This is a genomic window from Neorhizobium alkalisoli, assembly GCF_002968635.1.
GTDB lineage: Bacteria > Pseudomonadota > Alphaproteobacteria > Rhizobiales > Rhizobiaceae > Neorhizobium > Neorhizobium alkalisoli.
This window is the reverse complement of the sequence record NZ_PVBN01000011.1, coordinates 63,353-81,263: the sequence shown is the minus strand read 5'-3', so window position 1 is coordinate 81,263 and position 17,911 is coordinate 63,353. Positions and strand designations below refer to the sequence as shown.

The 17,911-nt window shown below is 58.6% G+C and carries 17 protein-coding genes; 7 read left to right on the top strand and 10 right to left on the bottom strand.

Annotation, left to right across the window (positions count from 1 at the left end; all coding sequences use genetic code 11):
- Positions 1–16: 16 nt before the first annotated feature.
- Positions 17–1,033, bottom strand: a complete 1,017-nt coding sequence (locus tag C5L13_RS21735) for a LacI family DNA-binding transcriptional regulator (protein WP_105385357.1) — start codon at positions 1,031–1,033, stop codon at positions 17–19.
- Between the two features lie 128 nt (positions 1,034–1,161).
- Here C5L13_RS21735 and C5L13_RS21730 point away from each other — a divergent pair, with 128 nt between their 5' ends.
- The 6 genes from C5L13_RS21730 (at position 1,162) to C5L13_RS21705 (ending at position 7,313) form a co-directional block, all read left to right on the top strand.
- On the top strand, positions 1,162–2,196 hold the full coding sequence (locus tag C5L13_RS21730; RefSeq protein WP_105385356.1) for a Gfo/Idh/MocA family protein: 1,035 nt from the start codon (positions 1,162–1,164) through the stop codon (positions 2,194–2,196).
- A 10-nt stretch (positions 2,197–2,206) separates the two neighbouring features.
- Positions 2,207–3,109, top strand: coding sequence for a sugar phosphate isomerase/epimerase family protein (locus C5L13_RS21725; protein ID WP_105385355.1), 903 nt, complete (start codon positions 2,207–2,209; stop codon positions 3,107–3,109).
- 67 nt (positions 3,110–3,176) lie between these two features.
- Complete coding sequence (locus C5L13_RS21720) at positions 3,177–4,409, top strand: ABC transporter substrate-binding protein (protein ID WP_105385354.1); 1,233 nt, start codon at positions 3,177–3,179, stop codon at positions 4,407–4,409.
- A 107-nt stretch (positions 4,410–4,516) separates the two neighbouring features.
- Positions 4,517–5,419, top strand: a complete 903-nt coding sequence (locus tag C5L13_RS21715) for a carbohydrate ABC transporter permease (RefSeq protein ID WP_105385353.1) — start codon at positions 4,517–4,519, stop codon at positions 5,417–5,419.
- Positions 5,416–6,243 (top strand): carbohydrate ABC transporter permease, encoded by an 828-nt coding sequence (locus C5L13_RS21710; protein ID WP_105385352.1) that lies wholly within the window; start codon positions 5,416–5,418, stop codon positions 6,241–6,243. The genes C5L13_RS21715 and C5L13_RS21710 overlap by 4 nt, the downstream gene beginning before the upstream one ends.
- Positions 6,240–7,313 (top strand): ABC transporter ATP-binding protein, encoded by a 1,074-nt coding sequence (locus tag C5L13_RS21705; RefSeq protein ID WP_105385351.1) that lies wholly within the window; start codon positions 6,240–6,242, stop codon positions 7,311–7,313. The genes C5L13_RS21710 and C5L13_RS21705 overlap by 4 nt, the downstream gene beginning before the upstream one ends.
- Positions 7,314–7,428: 115 nt before the next feature.
- On the opposite strand, the gene C5L13_RS21700 is transcribed toward C5L13_RS21705, so the two are convergent.
- The 5 genes from C5L13_RS21700 to C5L13_RS21680 form a co-directional block, all read right to left on the bottom strand.
- Entirely contained in the window at positions 7,429–8,088 is a 660-nt protein-coding gene (locus C5L13_RS21700) for a peroxiredoxin (protein WP_105385477.1), read from the bottom strand.
- 361 nt (positions 8,089–8,449) lie between these two features.
- A complete protein-coding gene (locus C5L13_RS21695) occupies positions 8,450–9,202 on the bottom strand; it encodes an ABC transporter ATP-binding protein (protein WP_105385350.1) in 753 nt (250 codons plus the stop codon).
- Positions 9,196–10,263 (bottom strand): FecCD family ABC transporter permease, encoded by a 1,068-nt coding sequence (locus C5L13_RS21690; protein ID WP_105385349.1) that lies wholly within the window; start codon positions 10,261–10,263, stop codon positions 9,196–9,198. The genes C5L13_RS21695 and C5L13_RS21690 overlap by 7 nt, the downstream gene beginning before the upstream one ends.
- The gene (locus C5L13_RS21685) at positions 10,263–11,399 is read right to left on the bottom strand and encodes an ABC transporter substrate-binding protein (RefSeq protein WP_105385348.1); all 1,137 of its coding nucleotides are present in this window, start codon (positions 11,397–11,399) and stop codon (positions 10,263–10,265) included. Before C5L13_RS21685 ends, C5L13_RS21690 begins: the two co-directional genes overlap by 1 nt.
- A gap of 58 nt (positions 11,400–11,457) precedes the next feature.
- A complete protein-coding gene (locus C5L13_RS21680; protein ID WP_105385476.1) occupies positions 11,458–12,582 on the bottom strand; it encodes an ABC transporter substrate-binding protein in 1,125 nt (374 codons plus the stop codon).
- A 134-nt stretch (positions 12,583–12,716) separates the two neighbouring features.
- Between C5L13_RS21680 and C5L13_RS21675 the strand changes: the two genes are divergently transcribed.
- The gene (locus C5L13_RS21675) at positions 12,717–13,529 is read left to right on the top strand and encodes a class I SAM-dependent methyltransferase (protein WP_105385347.1); all 813 of its coding nucleotides are present in this window, start codon (positions 12,717–12,719) and stop codon (positions 13,527–13,529) included.
- A 33-nt stretch (positions 13,530–13,562) separates the two neighbouring features.
- Here the strand turns inward: C5L13_RS21675 and C5L13_RS21670 are convergent, their stop codons facing one another.
- The 4 genes from C5L13_RS21670 to C5L13_RS21655 are packed head-to-tail and all read right to left on the bottom strand — an operon-like array spanning position 13,563 to position 17,846.
- Positions 13,563–14,480: an SMP-30/gluconolactonase/LRE family protein gene (locus tag C5L13_RS21670; RefSeq protein WP_105385346.1), complete on the bottom strand. Its 918-nt coding sequence runs from the start codon at positions 14,478–14,480 to the stop codon at positions 13,563–13,565.
- A 20-nt stretch (positions 14,481–14,500) separates the two neighbouring features.
- Positions 14,501–15,448: an ABC transporter permease gene (locus C5L13_RS21665; RefSeq protein WP_105385345.1), complete on the bottom strand. Its 948-nt coding sequence runs from the start codon at positions 15,446–15,448 to the stop codon at positions 14,501–14,503.
- Complete coding sequence (locus C5L13_RS21660; RefSeq protein WP_105385344.1) at positions 15,445–16,386, bottom strand: ABC transporter permease; 942 nt, start codon at positions 16,384–16,386, stop codon at positions 15,445–15,447. The genes C5L13_RS21665 and C5L13_RS21660 overlap by 4 nt, the downstream gene beginning before the upstream one ends.
- Positions 16,383–17,846, bottom strand: coding sequence for a sugar ABC transporter ATP-binding protein (locus C5L13_RS21655; RefSeq protein ID WP_105385343.1), 1,464 nt, complete (start codon positions 17,844–17,846; stop codon positions 16,383–16,385). The genes C5L13_RS21660 and C5L13_RS21655 overlap by 4 nt, the downstream gene beginning before the upstream one ends.
- Positions 17,847–17,911 lie beyond the last annotated feature (65 nt).

Below are 17,911 nucleotides of genomic sequence, written 5' to 3'. Positions count from 1 at the left end.
TGCTGAGCAACCAGTCTCAACCGCTTTCGCCTTCGATCAGCGTCATGGGCCACAGTTTCTGGCGGGCAGCCTTCGGATAAAGCTCGGCATAGGCGGGCATGGTGGACAAGAGCCCTTCGGCGAGTGCAACCCCGAGATCGCGAAGTGACAGGTCAAAACCCGTGAGGGTGGGAGACAAAAAACGTGCTTGCGGGCTTTGTCGGCCGATGATGGCGATATCGCGGCCCGGCTGCAGGCCCACTTCCTCCAGTCCGCGGTAAAGCCCCGTCACCAGCGTCTCATTGACCAGGATGAGAGCAGTGGGTGGCCGCTCAATCGACTTGATTTCTCGAGCCACCCTATAACCTCCCATTTCGCTCGGGGTCGTCCGGAAGATGTTGTGTTCTGAGAGGGTCAACCCAAAACGGGCAAGGGCCTGGCGGCACCTTCCGATAAATACGTAACCGAGATTGAGCTCGCCATGCGGCCAGACAAACCCGATTTCCCGATGGCCGGCGCCGACCAGCCGCTCGACGGACTGCTCCGCCATCCCCTCGAAATCGAGGTCGATCCAAGGCTGGCCAACGTCCGTCAGGCTGCGACCCAAGGTGACGAAGGGAATCTGGTGGCGCGCCAGGAATTCGAAACGAGGATCGTGACGCCGCGTTGCAGACAAGATGATTCCGTCGGCAAACCCGCGCGCAACCATACGCTTGAGATAGTCGTCGGGGTCCTCTTCCGACGAACACAAGAGCGCGACTAGGTCGAGCTTGTGTGGCGCTAGAACTGCCTGAACGCCGTCAAAAACACTCATGAAGAAGGTGTCGCCTTGGCCGGTGATTTCCCTGCCTGTCTGCATCATGAAGCCGATGACCCCGGTTGCACCTTTGCGGAGGGCGCGACCCGACTGATTGGCGACGTAGCCCAGCTTCTCAGCGGCCTCCAAAACGCGGCGGCGGGTTTCCTCGTTGACATCGGGTTTGCCATTGAGTGCGCGTGACACCGTGCCAATCGAGATGTCCAGATGTTCTGCCAGCCGGCGAATGCCCTTCATCGCTTTGTCCCGCAAGATCGTAATCGTTTCCGGAACCCTATTGACACAGAAGCTGATCTGCAACTAGGATCGTAAACGTTTACGGAACTGATGAAGGAGCGTCAGTTTTGTCTGCTGGAGGACGTTTCGTGACATTGAAGGCCGTCTTATGCGGATGTGGTGCCATGGCGCATGGGTGGCTGCGAGCGCTTGCATCGCAGCCCCATCTGGCGACAACGGTTACGATTGTTGGCCTGGTTGATCTCGATGTTGTCGTCGCCCAATCTCTCGCGGAAACTTTTGGCCTGAACAATGTCGAAATCGGAAACGATCTTGATGCGGTGCTTGCGTCAACGAAGGCTGATATCCTTTTCGACGTGGTGATACCGGCCGCGCGCCAGGCTGTTGTCGCTGCGGGTCTGAAACACGGCTGCCACGTGCTCAGCGAAAAGCCGATGGCCGCATCTCTCGACGAGGCCCGACAACTCGTTCGGCTGGCCGGGGAGGCAGGGCGCGTACACGCGGTTGTGCAGAATCGCCGCTTCATTTCAGGCGTGCGTCGGATGCGGGGCGTCGTCGAAAGCGGAGCCTTGGGTGACCTGACTGGCATCCACTGCGACTTTTTCATTGCGCCTCATTTTGGCGGGTTTCGGGAAGCCATGGACAATGTGCTGCTTCTCGATATGGCCATCCACACATTCGATGCTGCGCGCTTTGTCAGCGGGAGGCATCCGCAATCCGTCTATTGTGTCGAAACCAATCCGGCTGGCTCATGGTATGCGCATGGAGCATCCGCGAACGCGATCTTCCGCTTTAGTGACGACGTGGTCTTCACCTATCGCGGCTCCTGGTGCGCGGAGGGACGGCGGACGAGCTGGGAGAGCTGCTGGCGGTTGGTCGGATCCAAGGGCATGCTCACCTGGGACGGCGAGGATGCCTTCGACGCTACGGTTGCAGGTGATGAACGCGGCCTCCTGAAAGGCCATCGCATCATCGGCGTACCGGCTGCACCGCGTGAAGAAGAAACGCACGGTCATGCCAGCGTAATTGCGGATTTTCTGGAATCGATCCGAACGGGGCGGCCTCCTGAGACCGCCGGTTTCGACAACATCAGGAGCCTGGCCATGGTGTTCGGCGCCATCGAGAGCGCAAAATCCGGTCAACCTGTCGTCATTCAAGCATGAGGTCTTCGAAGTGAGCAATCCAGCCAAATCTATTCGCATTGGGACAATGGTCAGCGCGACGAAGGGTAGTGCAGCCGCACGGATCGGACAGATCGCCGATCTCGGCTTCGAAAGCTTCCAGCCGTTCTTCTGGCAAACGGCCAATGGGCAGGATGTAGGTGACCTCGGCAAGCGTTGCCGCGAAGCCATTGGTGACCGTGACATCACCATTTCGACCATCGGCATGTTCGGCAATCCATTGGAGGAAACGGAAATAGACCTGCAGACGCTGCAAGGCTGGAAAGACTGCATCGACAATGCCCATCACTTTGGCGCCACCTGCGTTGCTGGATTCACCGGCCGGTTGCGGGGGCGGCCATTGCCGGAAAGCCTGCCGCGTTATCGTGAAATATGGAGCGAGCTTGCCAAGCGCGCTGCCGACAAAGGGATCAGAATCGCGTTCGAAAACTGCGCGATGGACGGCAACTGGCAGACCGGCGACTGGAACATTGCTCACAATCCGGATGCCTGGGAATTGATTTTCAATGAAACGCCGGATGATCATATCGGCCTTGAATGGGAGCCGTGCCATCAGTTGGTCTATCTGATCGAGCCGCTGCCGCAGATCCGCAAATGGGCTTCGAAGATATTCCATGTCCACGGCAAGGACGCGACGATCCGCTGGGACGTTATCCGCGAACACGGTATTTTCGGCAAACATCCTTTTGTTTTCATGCGCACGCCGGGGTTCGGGGACACCAACTGGACGGATGTCGTGTCCGAACTGCGTCTGGCAGGCTGGACTGGGTCGATCGATATCGAGGGTTGGCACGATCCGGTCTATCGCGATGCGCTTGAGATGACCGGCCAGGTACATGCACTGAACTATCTGAAGTCCTGCCGGGGCGGTGACTTTGTCATCGATCCCGCCTGACGCAGCCGCTCGTGCGGGATGACCTGGAGGAGGCATTCGCAGTGAGTTCAACCTGAAGGAGGAGAGCATGGATATTCGTAAACTGGCACTCGTCGGGGCGCTTGCGGTCGCAAGCTTCTCGACGCTTTGGGCCTCGGCGAAGGCCGAGGATGTGAAGATCACCGTCTGGTCGCTCGATCGCGATATCCAGCCGGCACCGAACCTGATCAAGGATTTCAACAACCTGAAGACCGGCATCACCGTCGAATACCGTCAGATCCAGTTCGATGATGTGGTGAGCGAGGCGATGCGAGCGTATTCGACCGGACAGGCCCCCGATATCATCGCCGTCGACAATCCGGAGCATGCACTGTTTTCATCGCGGGGCGCGTTCCTTGATCTGACCGATATGATCGCGCAGTCGAGCGTCATCAAGCCTGCCAACTATTATCCCGGTCCGTTGAAGTCGGTGATGTGGAAGGAACGCTATTTCGGTGTGCCGAAGGCGACCAACACGATCGCGATGTACTACAATAAGGACATGTTCCGCGCCAAAGGTCTCGATCCCGACAAGCCGCCGCAGACCTGGGACGAGCTGGTCGATACCGCCCGCAAGCTGACCGACCCCGCCAAGAATGTCTATGGGATCACCTTCTCCGCCAAGGCGAACGAGGAGGGCACGTTCCAGTTCCTTCCCTGGGCGCAGATGGGGGGCGGAGGTTACGACAAAATCAACACGCCGGGAGCCGTCAAGGCGTTGGAAATCTGGAAGACGATCGTCGACGAGAAACTCGCCTCCCGCGATACTTTGACCCGCAGCCAATGGGATTCCACCGGGACTTTCAACTCGGGTAACGCTGCCATGGCAATTTCCGGCCCCTGGGAACTGGACCGCATGGTCAAGGAAGCAAAGTTCGATTGGGGGGTGGCGCTTCTGCCGCTTCCGGAGGTTGGCTCGAAACGCTCGTCGGCGATGGGTGATTTCAACTGGGCAATCTTCTCGAAAACCCAGCACCCGAAAGAAGCCTTTAAAGTCCTTGAATATTTCGTATCGCAGGACAACCGGATGTTCAAGGATTTCGGCCAGCTGCCAGCCCGCTCGGATCTTGCTATTCCGCCGACCGGTCAGCCGCTGAAGGATGCCGGGCTGAAGGTCTTCCAGGAGCAGCTGCAATATGCGCAGCCGCGTGGGCCGCATCCGGCTTGGCCTAAAATTTCCAAGGCCATCCAGGATGCCATCCAGGCTGCTTTGACCGGCCAGATGAGCCCCAAGGACGCCCTCGATCAGGCCGACCAGAAGATCAAGGCGGAGCTTGGCTGATACTGAGACGGCTATTTCGCTAGCCGTCCTTTCCTTCCTCCCGGCCGGGGCCGCCGTGGCCAGTCCTTGCGGCTCCGGACCGGGGTAAATACCGATCTGGAGGAAACATGAGGAGATTGCTTCTTTCCATCAGCGACGGGCGAGGATTCGATATCGCGCTGGTGTCGGTGCCGCTCACCTTCCTGTTCATGATGGCGGGCCTGCCGCTGGTCTACAATATCGTCATGAGCTTCCAGGAAGTGGATATGTTCAGTCTTGGAACGTTTTTTCGGCCCTTCGTTGGTCTGAAGAACTACGCCACCTTGTTCTCCATGCCGGAGACCTGGCCGATCCTTAAGAATACGGCGCTCTTCGTCAGCGCCTCGATTGCCGGCCAGTTCATCATAGGCTTTGGGCTTGCCCTCTTTTTCTGGACGAACTTTCCCGGAGCCTCCTGGCTGCGTGGCCTCTTTCTCGTCTCTTGGGTGATGCCGGGGTTGGTGGTCGGCGCCATATGGAACTGGATTTTGTCCGGTGATTTTGGTGTCCTGAACTATTTGCTGCGGGAATCCGGGCTGATCACCGGAAACATTTTCTGGCGCTCCGACCCGAGTTTTTCGCTCTGGGCCGTCGTCATAGCCAACATCTGGCTCGGCATTTCGTTCAACATGATCCTGTTGTCGGTCGGGTTGTCGACGATACCTCAGGATCTTTACGAGGCTGCCGAGCTTGACGGGGCCAATGTCTTCCAGCGTTTCTTCACCATCACCTTGCCGATGATGCGTTCGACGATTGGAGCGATCATCTCGCTGGGCCTGATCTTCACGCTGCAGCAATTCGACCTTTTTGCCGCGATCACTGCTGGAGGGCCAAACAATTCCTCCAATGTCGCGCAATATTGGGCCTGGGACCTTTCCTTCCGACAGTATGACTTTGCTCAAGGGGCAACGATATCGGTCATCATGATCGTCTTTGTGATGATTGCATCGGTCGTCTATGTGCGTTCCACGCGCCATGAGGTGCGCGGATGAGTTTTGCCCTGCGCGACAAAGTCATGTTGGTGATCGCAGTTCTGCTTGCGGCGGTTTATCTGTTCCCACTCTACTGGATGTATGTGACGGCGATCAAAACAGGCTCGGCCATGTTTGCTTCGCCTCCGTCGTTCTGGCCGGCCGATCCCCAATGGAGCATTTACCGCTCGGTGTGGGAAAGCCGCAATGTCGGTCGTTATCTCTGGAATTCGGTGGTGATTGCCTCGGGGGCGGTTTTGATGATCGCCATTCTTGGGACGGGCTGCGCCTATGTGCTTGCTCGTTACCGCAATGCCTGGGTGGATGCAGGCCTATTCCTGATTTTGATGCTGCAGGTGCTGCCGGCCTCGCTGATGATCACACCGATCTTCGTCGGATTTTCGCAGATCGGTCTCTTGGATTATCCGCGCACTGCGGTGATTTTGGCGATCGCAGCCAAAAGCATGCCGTTTTTTGTGGTGCTGGTGCGAGCCACCTTCATGAGCGTACCGATAGAGCTCGAGGAAGCCGCACTCGTCGACGGCAATTCCCGGTTTGGCGCGTTTTTCCACATCGTGCTGCCGCTTGCGCGCAACGGCATTCTTGTGAGTGCGATCCTGATTTTCATGCAGGCCTTTGGTGAATTCGTCTACTCGAAGTCGATGATCCAGGCGATCGAATACCAGCCGGCAAGCGTGGGGCTCAACTCTTTCATGGGGCCTAACACGAACGAGTGGAACAATATCATGGCCTATGCGGCAATGTATGTGACGCCCATCCTTGCCATCTTCGTCCTCTTGCAGCGCCGGATCGTGTCCGGCCTGACGTCGGGAGCTCTCAAATGACAGTGCATCAGATCGAGCTGACGGGTATCAACAAATATTACGGCGCCTACCATGCGCTGCGGGATATCGATCTGAAAATCCGCAAAGGCGCGTTCGTGGCATTGGTCGGACCATCAGGCTGCGGAAAATCGACGCTTCTGCGCTCATTGGCGGGTCTTGAGACGATCTCGAGCGGGGATCTTGTGATTGCAGGTGCAAAGATGAACGGGGTGCCGCCCCGCAAACGCGACCTTGCCATGGTTTTTCAATCCTACGCGCTTTATCCGCATATGACTGTCGAGCAAAACCTGACCTATAGTCTTCGCATTCGCGGTATCGACAAAGCTGAGGCAAAGCGCAAGGCCGAGGAGGTCGCGGCGACGACCGGCCTTTCCCATCTCCTTGGCCGTTATCCCAGGGAGCTTTCGGGCGGTCAACGCCAGCGTGTGGCGATGAGCCGGGCGATTATCCGCAATCCGAAAGCGTTTCTGTTCGACGAGCCATTGTCGAATCTCGATGCCGCGCTGCGCGTGCACATGCGTAAGGAGATTCGCGCCCTTCATGACCGCCTCAAGGCAACCTCGGTCTATGTCACGCACGATCAGATTGAGGCGATGACCATGGCCGATCATGTCGTCGTGATGCGCCAGGGTATTATTGAGCAGCAAGGCGCGCCGCTTGATCTTTATGACCGTCCGGTGAACAAGTTTGTTGCCGGGTTCATCGGCTCACCTGCCATGAATTTTGTACCTGCGTCGTCCGGCTCCGATGGAAAGTCTCTCCTCCTCGAGTTCGACGAGCCACAGACGATTCCGTTCATGAAACCCGTCAAGGCGGGTCAGCCATTACTGGTCGGTATTCGGCCCGAGCATTTTGAGCTCGCAGGCGACGCGGATGCGATGTTGCGGTTGCCGGTCGGCGCGGTGGAGACGACGGGCGCCAGCAGTTACATCACCACGGCGACGCAGCCGGAACTTGTCATCGTGCTCAACAACCGTGCGGCGATCCGATCCGGTGAGGTGATAGGTCTGTGTTTCGACCCGTCTCACCTCCACCTCTTCGACCAGCAGACCGAGATACGGCTCGGTTGATATTTACGGCGCGCAGGTGTCACGAAGGGGTTCGGCCACGCTTGGCGGCCGCTCAAAAAGGCAGGGTGCCCCCGCGCGATCGTTGCAGGGGTCTCCGAGCTTTGAAAAAAGACCGCTAGGCAGCCGGTTGCTTGGTCTTGCGCAGGTAAGGCAGGACCGTGTCGAATGAGCCGAACCTGGTGATTGCATCCTCGTTCGATACGGCGGCGGTGATAATGACATCGTCGCCCTGCTGCCAGTTCGCAGGCGTAGCGACCTGATGCTTGGCAGTCAGCTGGATGGAATCGATCGCCCGCAGGATCTCGTTGAAATTGCGGCCGGTCGTCATCGGATAGGTGAGGATCAATTTGATCTTCTTGTCTGGACCGATGACGTAGACGGAGCGGACAGTGGCATTATCCGCGGGCGTGCGGCCTTCCGACGAGCTGCCTGCACCGGCAGGCAACATATCGTAGAGCTTGGCAACGTTGAGGTCGCGGTCGCCGATCAACGGATATTCGACGTCAAAGCCGGTAGCGGTCTTGATGTCGCCCTTCCATTTTTCGTGGCTTTCGACCGGATCGACGGAGATGCCGATAATCTTTACGCCGCGCTTTTTGAACTCGCCTTCAAGGCCAGCCATGGTGCCGAGTTCGGTCGTGCAAACCGGGGTGAAGTTCTTCGGATGCGAAAACAGAACGGCCCAGCCATCGCCGATCCAGTCGTGGAAATGGATCGTGCCCTGGCTGGTCTCCGCCGTGAAATCCGGGGCGATGTCGTTGATACGCAGGCTCATGGTGTTCCTCTTGATGCTGAAGCCGATCTGAAATGCAGCTACTTGCAATCTTGATTTTCACGGCACTTTCTTCAAGGAAGTTTATTCTAATTCCGGCGATGAATTCGGTGTCGCAATCTCTCCACGCCAACCGGTTTGCAGATTCCTTTCGTGGAAGACGCAAGCGTTCCCCTTATTTGGGTTCGAGCCGAAATCTACCCAGCTTGACCTAGTGTTTGCGCGACACGAGACCTCAGTTCGAAGTCTGGAAGCACCCTCTTAAGAGTGCGCGGTCGGATCTGCGCACTTCCTCGCTGAACCGCCGGGCATCTCTAGGCAGATGATAGGAGGCAAAGGAACTTGGCGACGAAGGATTTTCGGCTCAAGCGGTGCCGTCGACGATAACCAGTGGTCGTCCATGGGTACAGGTCTCGATGCGGGCGGTGACCCGGTAAACGTCGCTGAGGAGCGATGCCGTAATGACCTCAGTCGTAGGCCCGTTGGCAATAAGCCGGCCGTCGGCGACGACCATGGTATGATCGCAGTATCGCATGGCGTGATTGAGATCATGCAGCGCAATCAGCACGGCGATCCCGCTCTTTCGGGCAAGCCCGCGCATATACTGCAGCACTTCGATCTGCCGGAAGAGATCGAGTGCCGACGTCGGTTCATCCATCAGAAGAACCTGCGGCCTGCGGACGAGCGCCTGCGCGATCGCAACAAGCTGACGCTGTCCGCCCGAGAGCGCTCCGAGATCCCGGAATGCCAGATCGGTGATGCCAAGCGAATGAAGTATCTCATCGATCCCGGCGAGATCCTGGTCTGCAACGCGCCAGCCGGCCCCCTGCTTTGCGGCGAGCAGTACGGATTCGTAGACGGTCAGGACCGCGTTGGCGCCAGTATCCTGGGGCATATAGCAGATCGGTCGCGATAAGGCGTCTTCACCGCAGACCTCGACGACGCCCTCGCCTTTGAGCAGCCCGGCGATCCGCTTGAAGAGTGTGGATTTGCCGGCGGCGTTCGGTCCGATCACCGCCGTCAGATGACCCCCTTTAATTGGGCCGGTGGTAATGTCGGCGAAGATGTGAGTGCGGCCATAACGCGCTCCCACACCGGAAAGCTCAAGGCTCACCATGCGCGCCTCCTGTTGGTGAAGATCAGCGAGAAGAAAAAGGGGACTCCGACGAGAGCCGTGATAACGCCGATCGGCAGGATTGCACCCGGGATCAACATTTTCGATACGACGGAAGTGGCTGAAAGCAACAAAGCCCCGCAGATGGCAGACCCCGGCAGAAAGAAGCGCTGGTCCTCGCCGACGAGCATGCGCGCGATATGGGGACCGACCAGTCCTACAAAGCCGATCGTACCGACGAAGGAGACCGGGATCGCTGCAAGGAGGCTTACGAGCATCATGGTTTCCAAACGGAGCCTTCTGACGCTGACACCGAAGGAGGAGGCTTTCTCGTCGCCGAGCCGCAGTGCCGTCAGCGCCCAGGCATTGCGGGCAAACAGCGGAATAACGACGACCAGTATCGCCCCGGTGACTGCCACCTTGCTCCATGTGGCCTTGGTGAGCGAACCCATCGTCCAGAAGACAACAGCGGCAAGTGCCTGTTCTGAGGCGAGATATTCGAGCAGCGACAGGAGTGCGTTGAAGGTGAAGACCAAGGCGATGCCAAGCAGGACGATTGTCTCGACCGTCACGCCTCTGAGTGTCGAGACACCGTAGATGAAGAGTGAGGCGGCCATGGCCATCAGGAACGCATTGATGGGAACCATGTACTGCACGGCGGCCGGAAAGACCGCCACGCCTGCAACGAGGCCCAGAGCCGCGCCGAAGCCGGCTGCGGCCGAAATTCCCAGGGTGAAGGGGCTGGCGAGGGGGTTGGCGAGGATCGTCTGCATTTGCGCCCCGGCAACCGAGAGGCAGGCACCCACGGTAACGGCCATCAACGCGATCGGCATGCGGATATCCCAGATCACCACGCGAAGCTGATTCGATACTGCGTCCGGCGTGAAGATCGCAGCCAAGACCTCACCCAATGAGTAGCGGGCCGGACCGAGGCCGATATCGATGGCGACGCTAAGGGCGAGGGCCGCTAGCAGACAGCAGAGGATCAGGATCCTCCGCGCTGCGAGGTTTCGGTAACGCTGGCCCCCTTCGACAACAGACTGCTGCTGTATCAAAACCGCCATCAGTTCAGTCCTTTTTCAAGCGAGACGAAATAGCCGGGCTTGTAGGTGACAGGTAGGAATTTCTTATGAAACTCCACGAAGGTTGCCTCCGGATCGAGATCGGCAAACAGCTCCGGATGGAACCATTTAGCGAATTGCTGGATCGGAATGAACTCGTAGGGTGCGCCGTAGAACTGATGCCAGACGGCATGAACCTGCCCCGTTTTTGCGGCTTTCACCTCGGGAAACGGGGTACGCTTCATCAGGTTCGTGAGACGTTCGCGCGCAGCTTTCAGATCGGCGCCCCGGCCGACGGCGACAAATTGGTTGATGTCGGATTCGGCGGCCCAGTTGGAGCCGGTGACGATAACGTGGTCCGGGTCGGATACGACCAGTTGCTCGGGATTGAGATCGCCGAAGGTGGTGCTGATGATACCGTCGGCGATATTCTGACCCCCGGCCTGAGTGACCATGGATCCGAAATTATATGGGCCGAAAGTGCGGCAGCATCTGTCTTCCCCCGAAATACCGGGTGACCGTTCGATAAACACTTTTGGACGCTTCAAATCCTTCACGCCCGCCAGGCGATCGGTAACTCGGGCGATCTGAGCCTTGCGATAGGTCTTGAAGGTTTCTGCCTTGTCGCTCGCCCCGAACAGCTTTCCCAGGATGTCGATGGAACGTTCGGTATTCTTGTCCGGGTCGATGCGGAAATCGAGATAGACGACTTTGATGCCGGCCGCTGCTGCCTTGTCTTCGAAGCCGCTTTCCTTCGCCACTTTGGCAGCTTCGAGATTCAAGGTGATGACGTCGGGGGAAAGGGTGATCGCCGTTTCAAGATCGAAATTGCCCTGAGGCACATAACCGAATTGCGGAAGTTTAGCGATATTGGGGAAGCGTTCGACATAGGCCTGATAGCTGTCGGGATCCTTCTTCAAGAGATCGTCACGCCAGCCGACGATGGTGTCGAAGGTCTGCTCTCCGCGCAAGGCAGCGATCACGTGGACCTGGCGCGCTTCTCCGACAATTACGCGTTTGGCAGGCAAGTCGATATCGACCGTTCTGCCGGCGACGTCGGTGATCTCGGCAGCAAGAGCCGAGGTAGCCAGAAGCGAAGAAAGGGCGACAAGCGCCCGAACGAACCGTGTGACAATCATTGCTCTATCCTTTGGCAGCCGGCGGGTTGGCACCGCCGGCTCCTCGGTTTACGAAAAATTAGAGGCCCGCCTTCAACGACGCGAAGTAGCCGGGTTTGTAGGCGACGGGAAGGAACCGTTCGTGCAATTGCTTGAAGGTTGCATCCGGATCGAGGTCGGCAAACACTTCGGGATGCAGCCACTTGGCGATCTGCTGCACGGCGACGAACTGATACGGGCTGTTGTAGAACTGGTGCCAGATGGCATGCACGTTGCCGTTTGTTGCTGCCTTGATGCCAGTGAAGGCAGGCCGCTTCATCAGCGCGGCGAGCTTTTCTTGAGCCTTCGCCTTGTCCGCACCCGGGCCTACGCCGACCCAGGCACCGCCGGGAACGTAGAGCTCCCAGTTCGATCCGGTCACGATGACCTGATCGGGATTGGATGCGATGATCTGCTCGGGGTTCACCGTGCCGAAGGTGCCGGGAATAATGCCCTTGGCCATGTTGGTGCCGCCGGCGAGTTCCACCATGCGACCGAAGTTCTCGTTGCCGAAGGACATGCAGCAATCGTCCGAATAGCCGCCGGCGCGTTCGATAAAGACCACCGGCTTCTTCAGATCGGTCGCCTTTGCAAGCTTGTCCGTCACCCGGGCAATCTGCTCGTCGTGGAACTTCACGAACTCCTCGGCGCGTTTTTCTTTGCCGAACAACTTGCCGATGATGCGCATGGAATCATCGGTGTTTTCCATCGGCTTTTCCCGGAAGTCGATGTACACGAGCGGGATGCCGACCTTGGCGAGCTTTTCGATATAGCCGCTTTCTTCGGTCGCCGACTTCGCCTCGGTGTTCATGATGATCACGTCAGGCTTCAGCGCGACGGCCTGTTCGATGTCGAAGGTGCCTTCCTTCATGCCCCCAAAGGTGGGGATATTCGCCATCTGCGGAAACTTGCTCAGATAGATGTTGTAGCCGTCGAGATCCGCCTTCTTGAAATCGTCGCGCCAGCCGACGACGCGCTTGAAGGGTTCATCGGTATCGAGAGCAGCCGTGAAGTAGATCTGCCGGCCCTCGCCGAGGATCACGCGCTCGACCGGTACGCTCACCTCGACCTCGCGGCCGGAGATGTCGGTAACCTTGATCTTTTCGGCAGCCGTGGCAATCGCCGGCAAAACCGCAAGCATAACGGTGGCGGCACCGGCCACCATCTTGAGCTTCAACACGGATTCCTCTCCTGTGTGGGTGTGAATTGCTGGGATTTATGTTTTCATGACTTCCGTCGTCAAGAAATATCTTTTAGAAGGCTTCCAATCTAGTTCGACCGGCCTTCGAAAGGTGTGACATGCTCAATCAGCCCATCCTCAGCAACCATGATCTCCGCGACGAGATCAAAGCCTACTGGTCGCTCAGGGCGGAGACCTTCGATAGCCAGCCAGGGCATGAAATCTTCTCGGAAGACGAGAGGTCAGCGTGGCACTCCCTTTTGCGCAAGCATCTCGGAGACGGCACGGGAAGGGCAGCGCTGGATCTTGCCTGCGGAACTGCTGTTGTCTCTCATCTCCTCGATGATCTCTCTTTCAAGGTCACGGGGATTGACTGGTCGGAAGCCATGCTGGAGCGGGCGCGGGCCAAAGCCAAGAAACGGGGCCGGCAGATCCGCTTCCTGATGGGCGACGCCGAACGCACCATGGAAGATGACAATAGCTATGACGTGATCACCAATCGCCATCTGGTCTGGACGCTTGTCGATCCCGTGGCCTGTTTTCGTGAATGGCACAGGGTGCTGAAGCCATCGGGCCGGCTCCTGATCATCGATGGCGATTTCGTCAATCCGACCCTGGTGTCGCGTCTTGCGAAGAAGCTCTCTGCCTTGCTGGTGAAAGTGGGCTTTGGCGGGAGCGGGCAGCAGAACGGTCCGCACACGCCGGCACTTGCTCAGACCCACCAAAGCATTCTTTCGCGCGTCCATTTTTCGCAGGGGGCTCGCGCCGAGGCGGTTGTCGAGCTGCTCAAGCAAGCAGGTTTCGACAAGATTACCGTCGATACGCGTTTGGGAGCGATCCACCGCAGCCAGCGCAAGAACTTCAGCTTCTTGAAGGGGCTCGAACGAGCCACCCAGCACCGCTATGCGATCTGTGCCGAAAAGCAGGGTTGATCTGCACGCGTTAAGCTGACACGGCCGGCGTGGTCAGCCGAGGGCCACGCCATTTGTCGCCACGAAGACCGAGTAGACGGACGTGGTGGCGGCAATAAAGAGCCTGTTGCGACGAGGACCGCCAAAGGTGAGATTGGCGACCGTTTGCGGCACCAGGATCTTGCCGAGCAGGATTCCCTCGGGGGAGAAGCAATGGACTCCATCGCCGGCACTTGTCCAGAGATTGCCTTTCACATCGATACGAAAGCCGTCCGGCAGGCCGTTATCGAGACTGCAGAAGACCCTTCCATTCGTCAGGGTCTTGCCGTCGACAACCTCAAAGACGCGGATGTGACGCGGGGCAGTCACGTCGTGGCTTGAAGCGGAATCGGCCACATAGAGCCTGGATTCATCGGGGGAAAAGGCGAGCCCGTTGGGCTGGCCAAAGTCGGTGATCACGGCGTTGAGCGCGCCGGTTTCGGGATCCAGCCGATAGACATTGCGGGTAGCCTGTTCGGGCTCGGCCCGATAGCCTTCGTAGTCGGACTTGATGCCGTAAGTCGGGTCGGTAAACCAGATACTGCCGTCGGAACGCACCACGACATCATTGGGAGAGTTCAACCGCTTGCCCTGGTAACGATCTGCCAGGATCGTAAGCGTGCCATCGATCTCCGTTCGCACGACACGCCGGCCGCCATGTTCGCATGATATCAGCCGGCCCTGACGGTCGCGCGTGTTACCGTTGACGAAGTTGGAGGGAGAACGAAAAACCGACACGCCCCCATCTGGCACCCAGCGTAACATGCGCTCGTTGGGAATATCACTCCAGATAAGGCAGTTGAGATCAGCGAACCAAACAGGCCCCTCTGCCCACCGGCATTCGCTGTAGAGTTCCTCAAGTCTTGCGCTGGCGACGATCATCTGCCGAAAGCGCTCGTCGTGAATTTCATAAATCGACAATTTCTGAGGCATGGCTGTTGTCCGATTTCAGTTCATCGGGTGGATCGGCGACCGCCGGCCACGAGGATGACGGCAATGATGATGAGGCCCGTAAGGATGAGACGGAAGCCCGCGCCGAAGCCATAGGTGTTCAGCATCGACACAACGAGGAACATGAAGAGCGAGGCTCCCCAGATGCCTGGGATATTGGAATTTCCGCCTGCCACCGCTGTGCCGCCGATCACGACGACCGCGATCGACATGAGGAGATATTCCGCCCCCATGTTGAGGGCGGCACCGCCGGAAAAACTGGCAAGCAGATAGCCGCCGACAGAGGCAAGCACAGCGCAGAGCATGTAGGTCACCAGCCGTGTACCGTCGACCGGTACACCCGCCATCCGCGCTGCAAAGGTGCTCTGGCCGATGGCAGAAATCCAGCGCCCATAAATGGTCTTTTCCAGGAGCAGCCACGCAACCGCGGAGAGGATCAGAGCTACGAGCGCGACGTTGGGGATGCCAAAAAGGCTGGAAGTAGTGAAGCTTGCAAGCGTTTCCGGCGGCTTGATGCGCAGGCCGCGGTTGGTCCAGATGGCCGTCGACTGGACGATGAAACTCATCGACAAGGTTGCGATGATCGGCGGGATTTTCAACAGTTTGATCAGCGCGTAATTGCCAAGACCGATGATGGCGCCAAGCAGGATGGACAAGACGAGACCGACCAGGATCATGCTGTCCTGCACATCCATCAGTTTCAACGCCAGCGTGCCCGACAATGTCATCGTGGCCGGTACGGACAGGTCGATATTGCCCGGCCCGAGAGTGATGACGAACATCTGGCCGATGCCGACGATGACGGAGAACGCGGCAAAGGTCAAAGCCGCCTGAGACAATCCGAGCGAACTCGCTCCACCGGTGAAAAGCACGGTGATGATCCAGACGCTGGCCGTTGCTGCGAAAGACCAGATCCAGGGTTTGGCGAGGAGCAGGCGATGGGCATTCATCGGCTCTTCTCCCGCTTTTCCAATCGGTTGAGGAACAGGCGCATCGCCAGAACGACGATCAGGATCGCGCCCTGGGCTCCAATCTGCCAATCCGGCGAGATGCGCATGAAGGAGAGGAAGGAGCCGGCTAGCGCCAGTGTCAACGCGCCGATGACGGCACCGATCGGCGAGACCTTGCCGCCGACAAATTCACCACCGCCGAGGATGACGCCTGCGATCGAAAGCAAGGTGTAGCGGAGCGCGATATTGGCGTCCGCGGAGGTCGTCAGGCCGACCAGTGCGATACCGGACAGCATCGCGAAGAGGCCTGCGAGCGCATAGGCGGCGGCCCGCACCTTGACGATCGACCAGCCGGCGCGCTCGACCGAACGGACATTGCCGCCCACGCCCCGGATGAGCACGCCGAAGGACGATCGCATGATGAGGAAATGGGTGGCGAGAGCGATCACCACGCTGGCGACGATTGCCATCGGGACGAACGGCGGCTTCGACGTCATCAGCCAGCGCGCCCATCCAGGCGCCGCGCCGCCCGGCGATGGCAAGATCAGCACCGCGAGGCCGCCCCAGACAAAGCTCATGCCGAGCGTCACGACGATTGCCGGAAGTTCGCGGACATAGATGATGACGCCGATCGCTGCGTAAGCCGCGATGGCGCCCAAGAATATCAGGATACCGGTCGCCGGTGAGGCCTGCAGGAAGGTGGCCGTGACGCAGGCGCAGAAGCTGACGAATGTGCCCATCGAGAGGTCGAGGTCGTTGACCGCCATGATGAGCATTTGCGCCACCGTTGCGAGTGCAATCGGCACGGCGAGATTGAAGAGCAGGTTGAGTCCCGTATAGCTCATGGCACGCGGCTGCATATAAAAGACGGCGGCCAGCAGAACCGCCAGCGAAGCGGCCGGAATGACGAGCCGAACGGCGCCGGAAGAAATTTTCATGCCGCTTCTCCGGCGCTGAATGAGGCGGCGAGGACGTTCTTTTCGGTGACCTCGTCACCGGCGAGTTCGGCGACGATCCCTCCTTCGCGAAAGACATAGACGCGATCGCAAAGTCGGATCTCGTCCATTTCCGTGGAATACCAGATGAACGTTCGGCCAGAAGCGGCCTCGGAACGCAGAATTTCGTAGACCTCCTGTTTGGTTCCGACGTCCACACCGCGCATCGGGTCGTCCATCAGCACGGTTCTCGCCGTCGTGGCGAGTGCGCGGGCAAACAGTACCTTCTGCTGATTGCCGCCGGAGAGCGACAGGATGCGGTTTTCCAGGTCGGGAGTACGGATCTCTATGCGGTTCTTCCAACCAAGGCCCAGTCGGTTCTCTCGCGGGTTGTCGATGAACGTGCGTGAGGAAAGATCCTGCAGCGAGGCTATGCTGAGGTTCTTCAGGATGCTCCAGAGTGGAAAGGTGCCGTTGAGGCTGCGGTCTCCCGCGACGAAGGCAAGCTCGTCCCTTCGCGCCGGCCACCAGTTGCTGTTGCGTGAAAGATAGAGGTCGAGAAGTGCTTCGGTTTGACCGTGGCCACCAAGGCCAGCGAGTCCCACGATTTCGCCGCGGTAGGCCTCAAAGGCAAGCCCACGTCCGCGTCGTGGCGCCATCGAAAGTACGGGTGAGCCTGACCTTGCGGCGCCCGAGCGCAGATATTCCTGTTCGCGCACCACGTTGCCCATGGCTTCCACGAGACTCCGGGTATTCAATTCCAAGGCCAGGCGGTCAGCGACAACACGGCCGTCCTTCATTACGACGATACGGTCGGCGGTCGACAGAATTTCCCCAAGAATGTGAGAGATCAGCAGGACCGCCCCACCGTCTGCGACGAAGCGTCGGATATAGGCCATCATCTGCGCGGCAAGTCCTGCATCCAGCGATGAGGTCGGTTCATCGAGGATGACGAGCTTCGGTGGGGCACCAAACCCCGCAAAGCTGATGGCAATTTCAACCATCTGGCGTTCGGCAATCGAAAGATCGTCGACCGTGCTGTCGCAATCTATGCCATGGCCGGGGAATATGTCCTGAAGCTGCTTTTTTACCAGCTCCAAAGCGCGGCTGCGCCAATTCCAGCCTTTCAGGTCAGGATGCATGATCCTGACATTTTCGTTGACGGTCAGGTTGGGGCAGAGAGAAAGCTCCTGGAAGACGCAGCGCACGCCATTGGCACGCGCCGTGGCAATTCCATGGCCACTGGTTTCGCCACCATAGCTGACCACTCCTTCCTGGGGTGAAAGGCCGCCATTGATGACGTTGACGATGGTCGACTTACCAGCCCCGTTGTGTCCGACGAGACCAACACATTCACCGGCGTGTATAACGAGATCGATACCGTCAAGCGCCTTTACGGCGCCAAAGGCGACCTTGATGCCGCGCGCGGCGACCACCTCATTTTTCATCAGGTTTGCAGTCATGAAGGCTCGCGTCTATGGGCTCGATCGGGCGGCCGTTGAGATATGGCCGGCGGCGCCTGGCGACA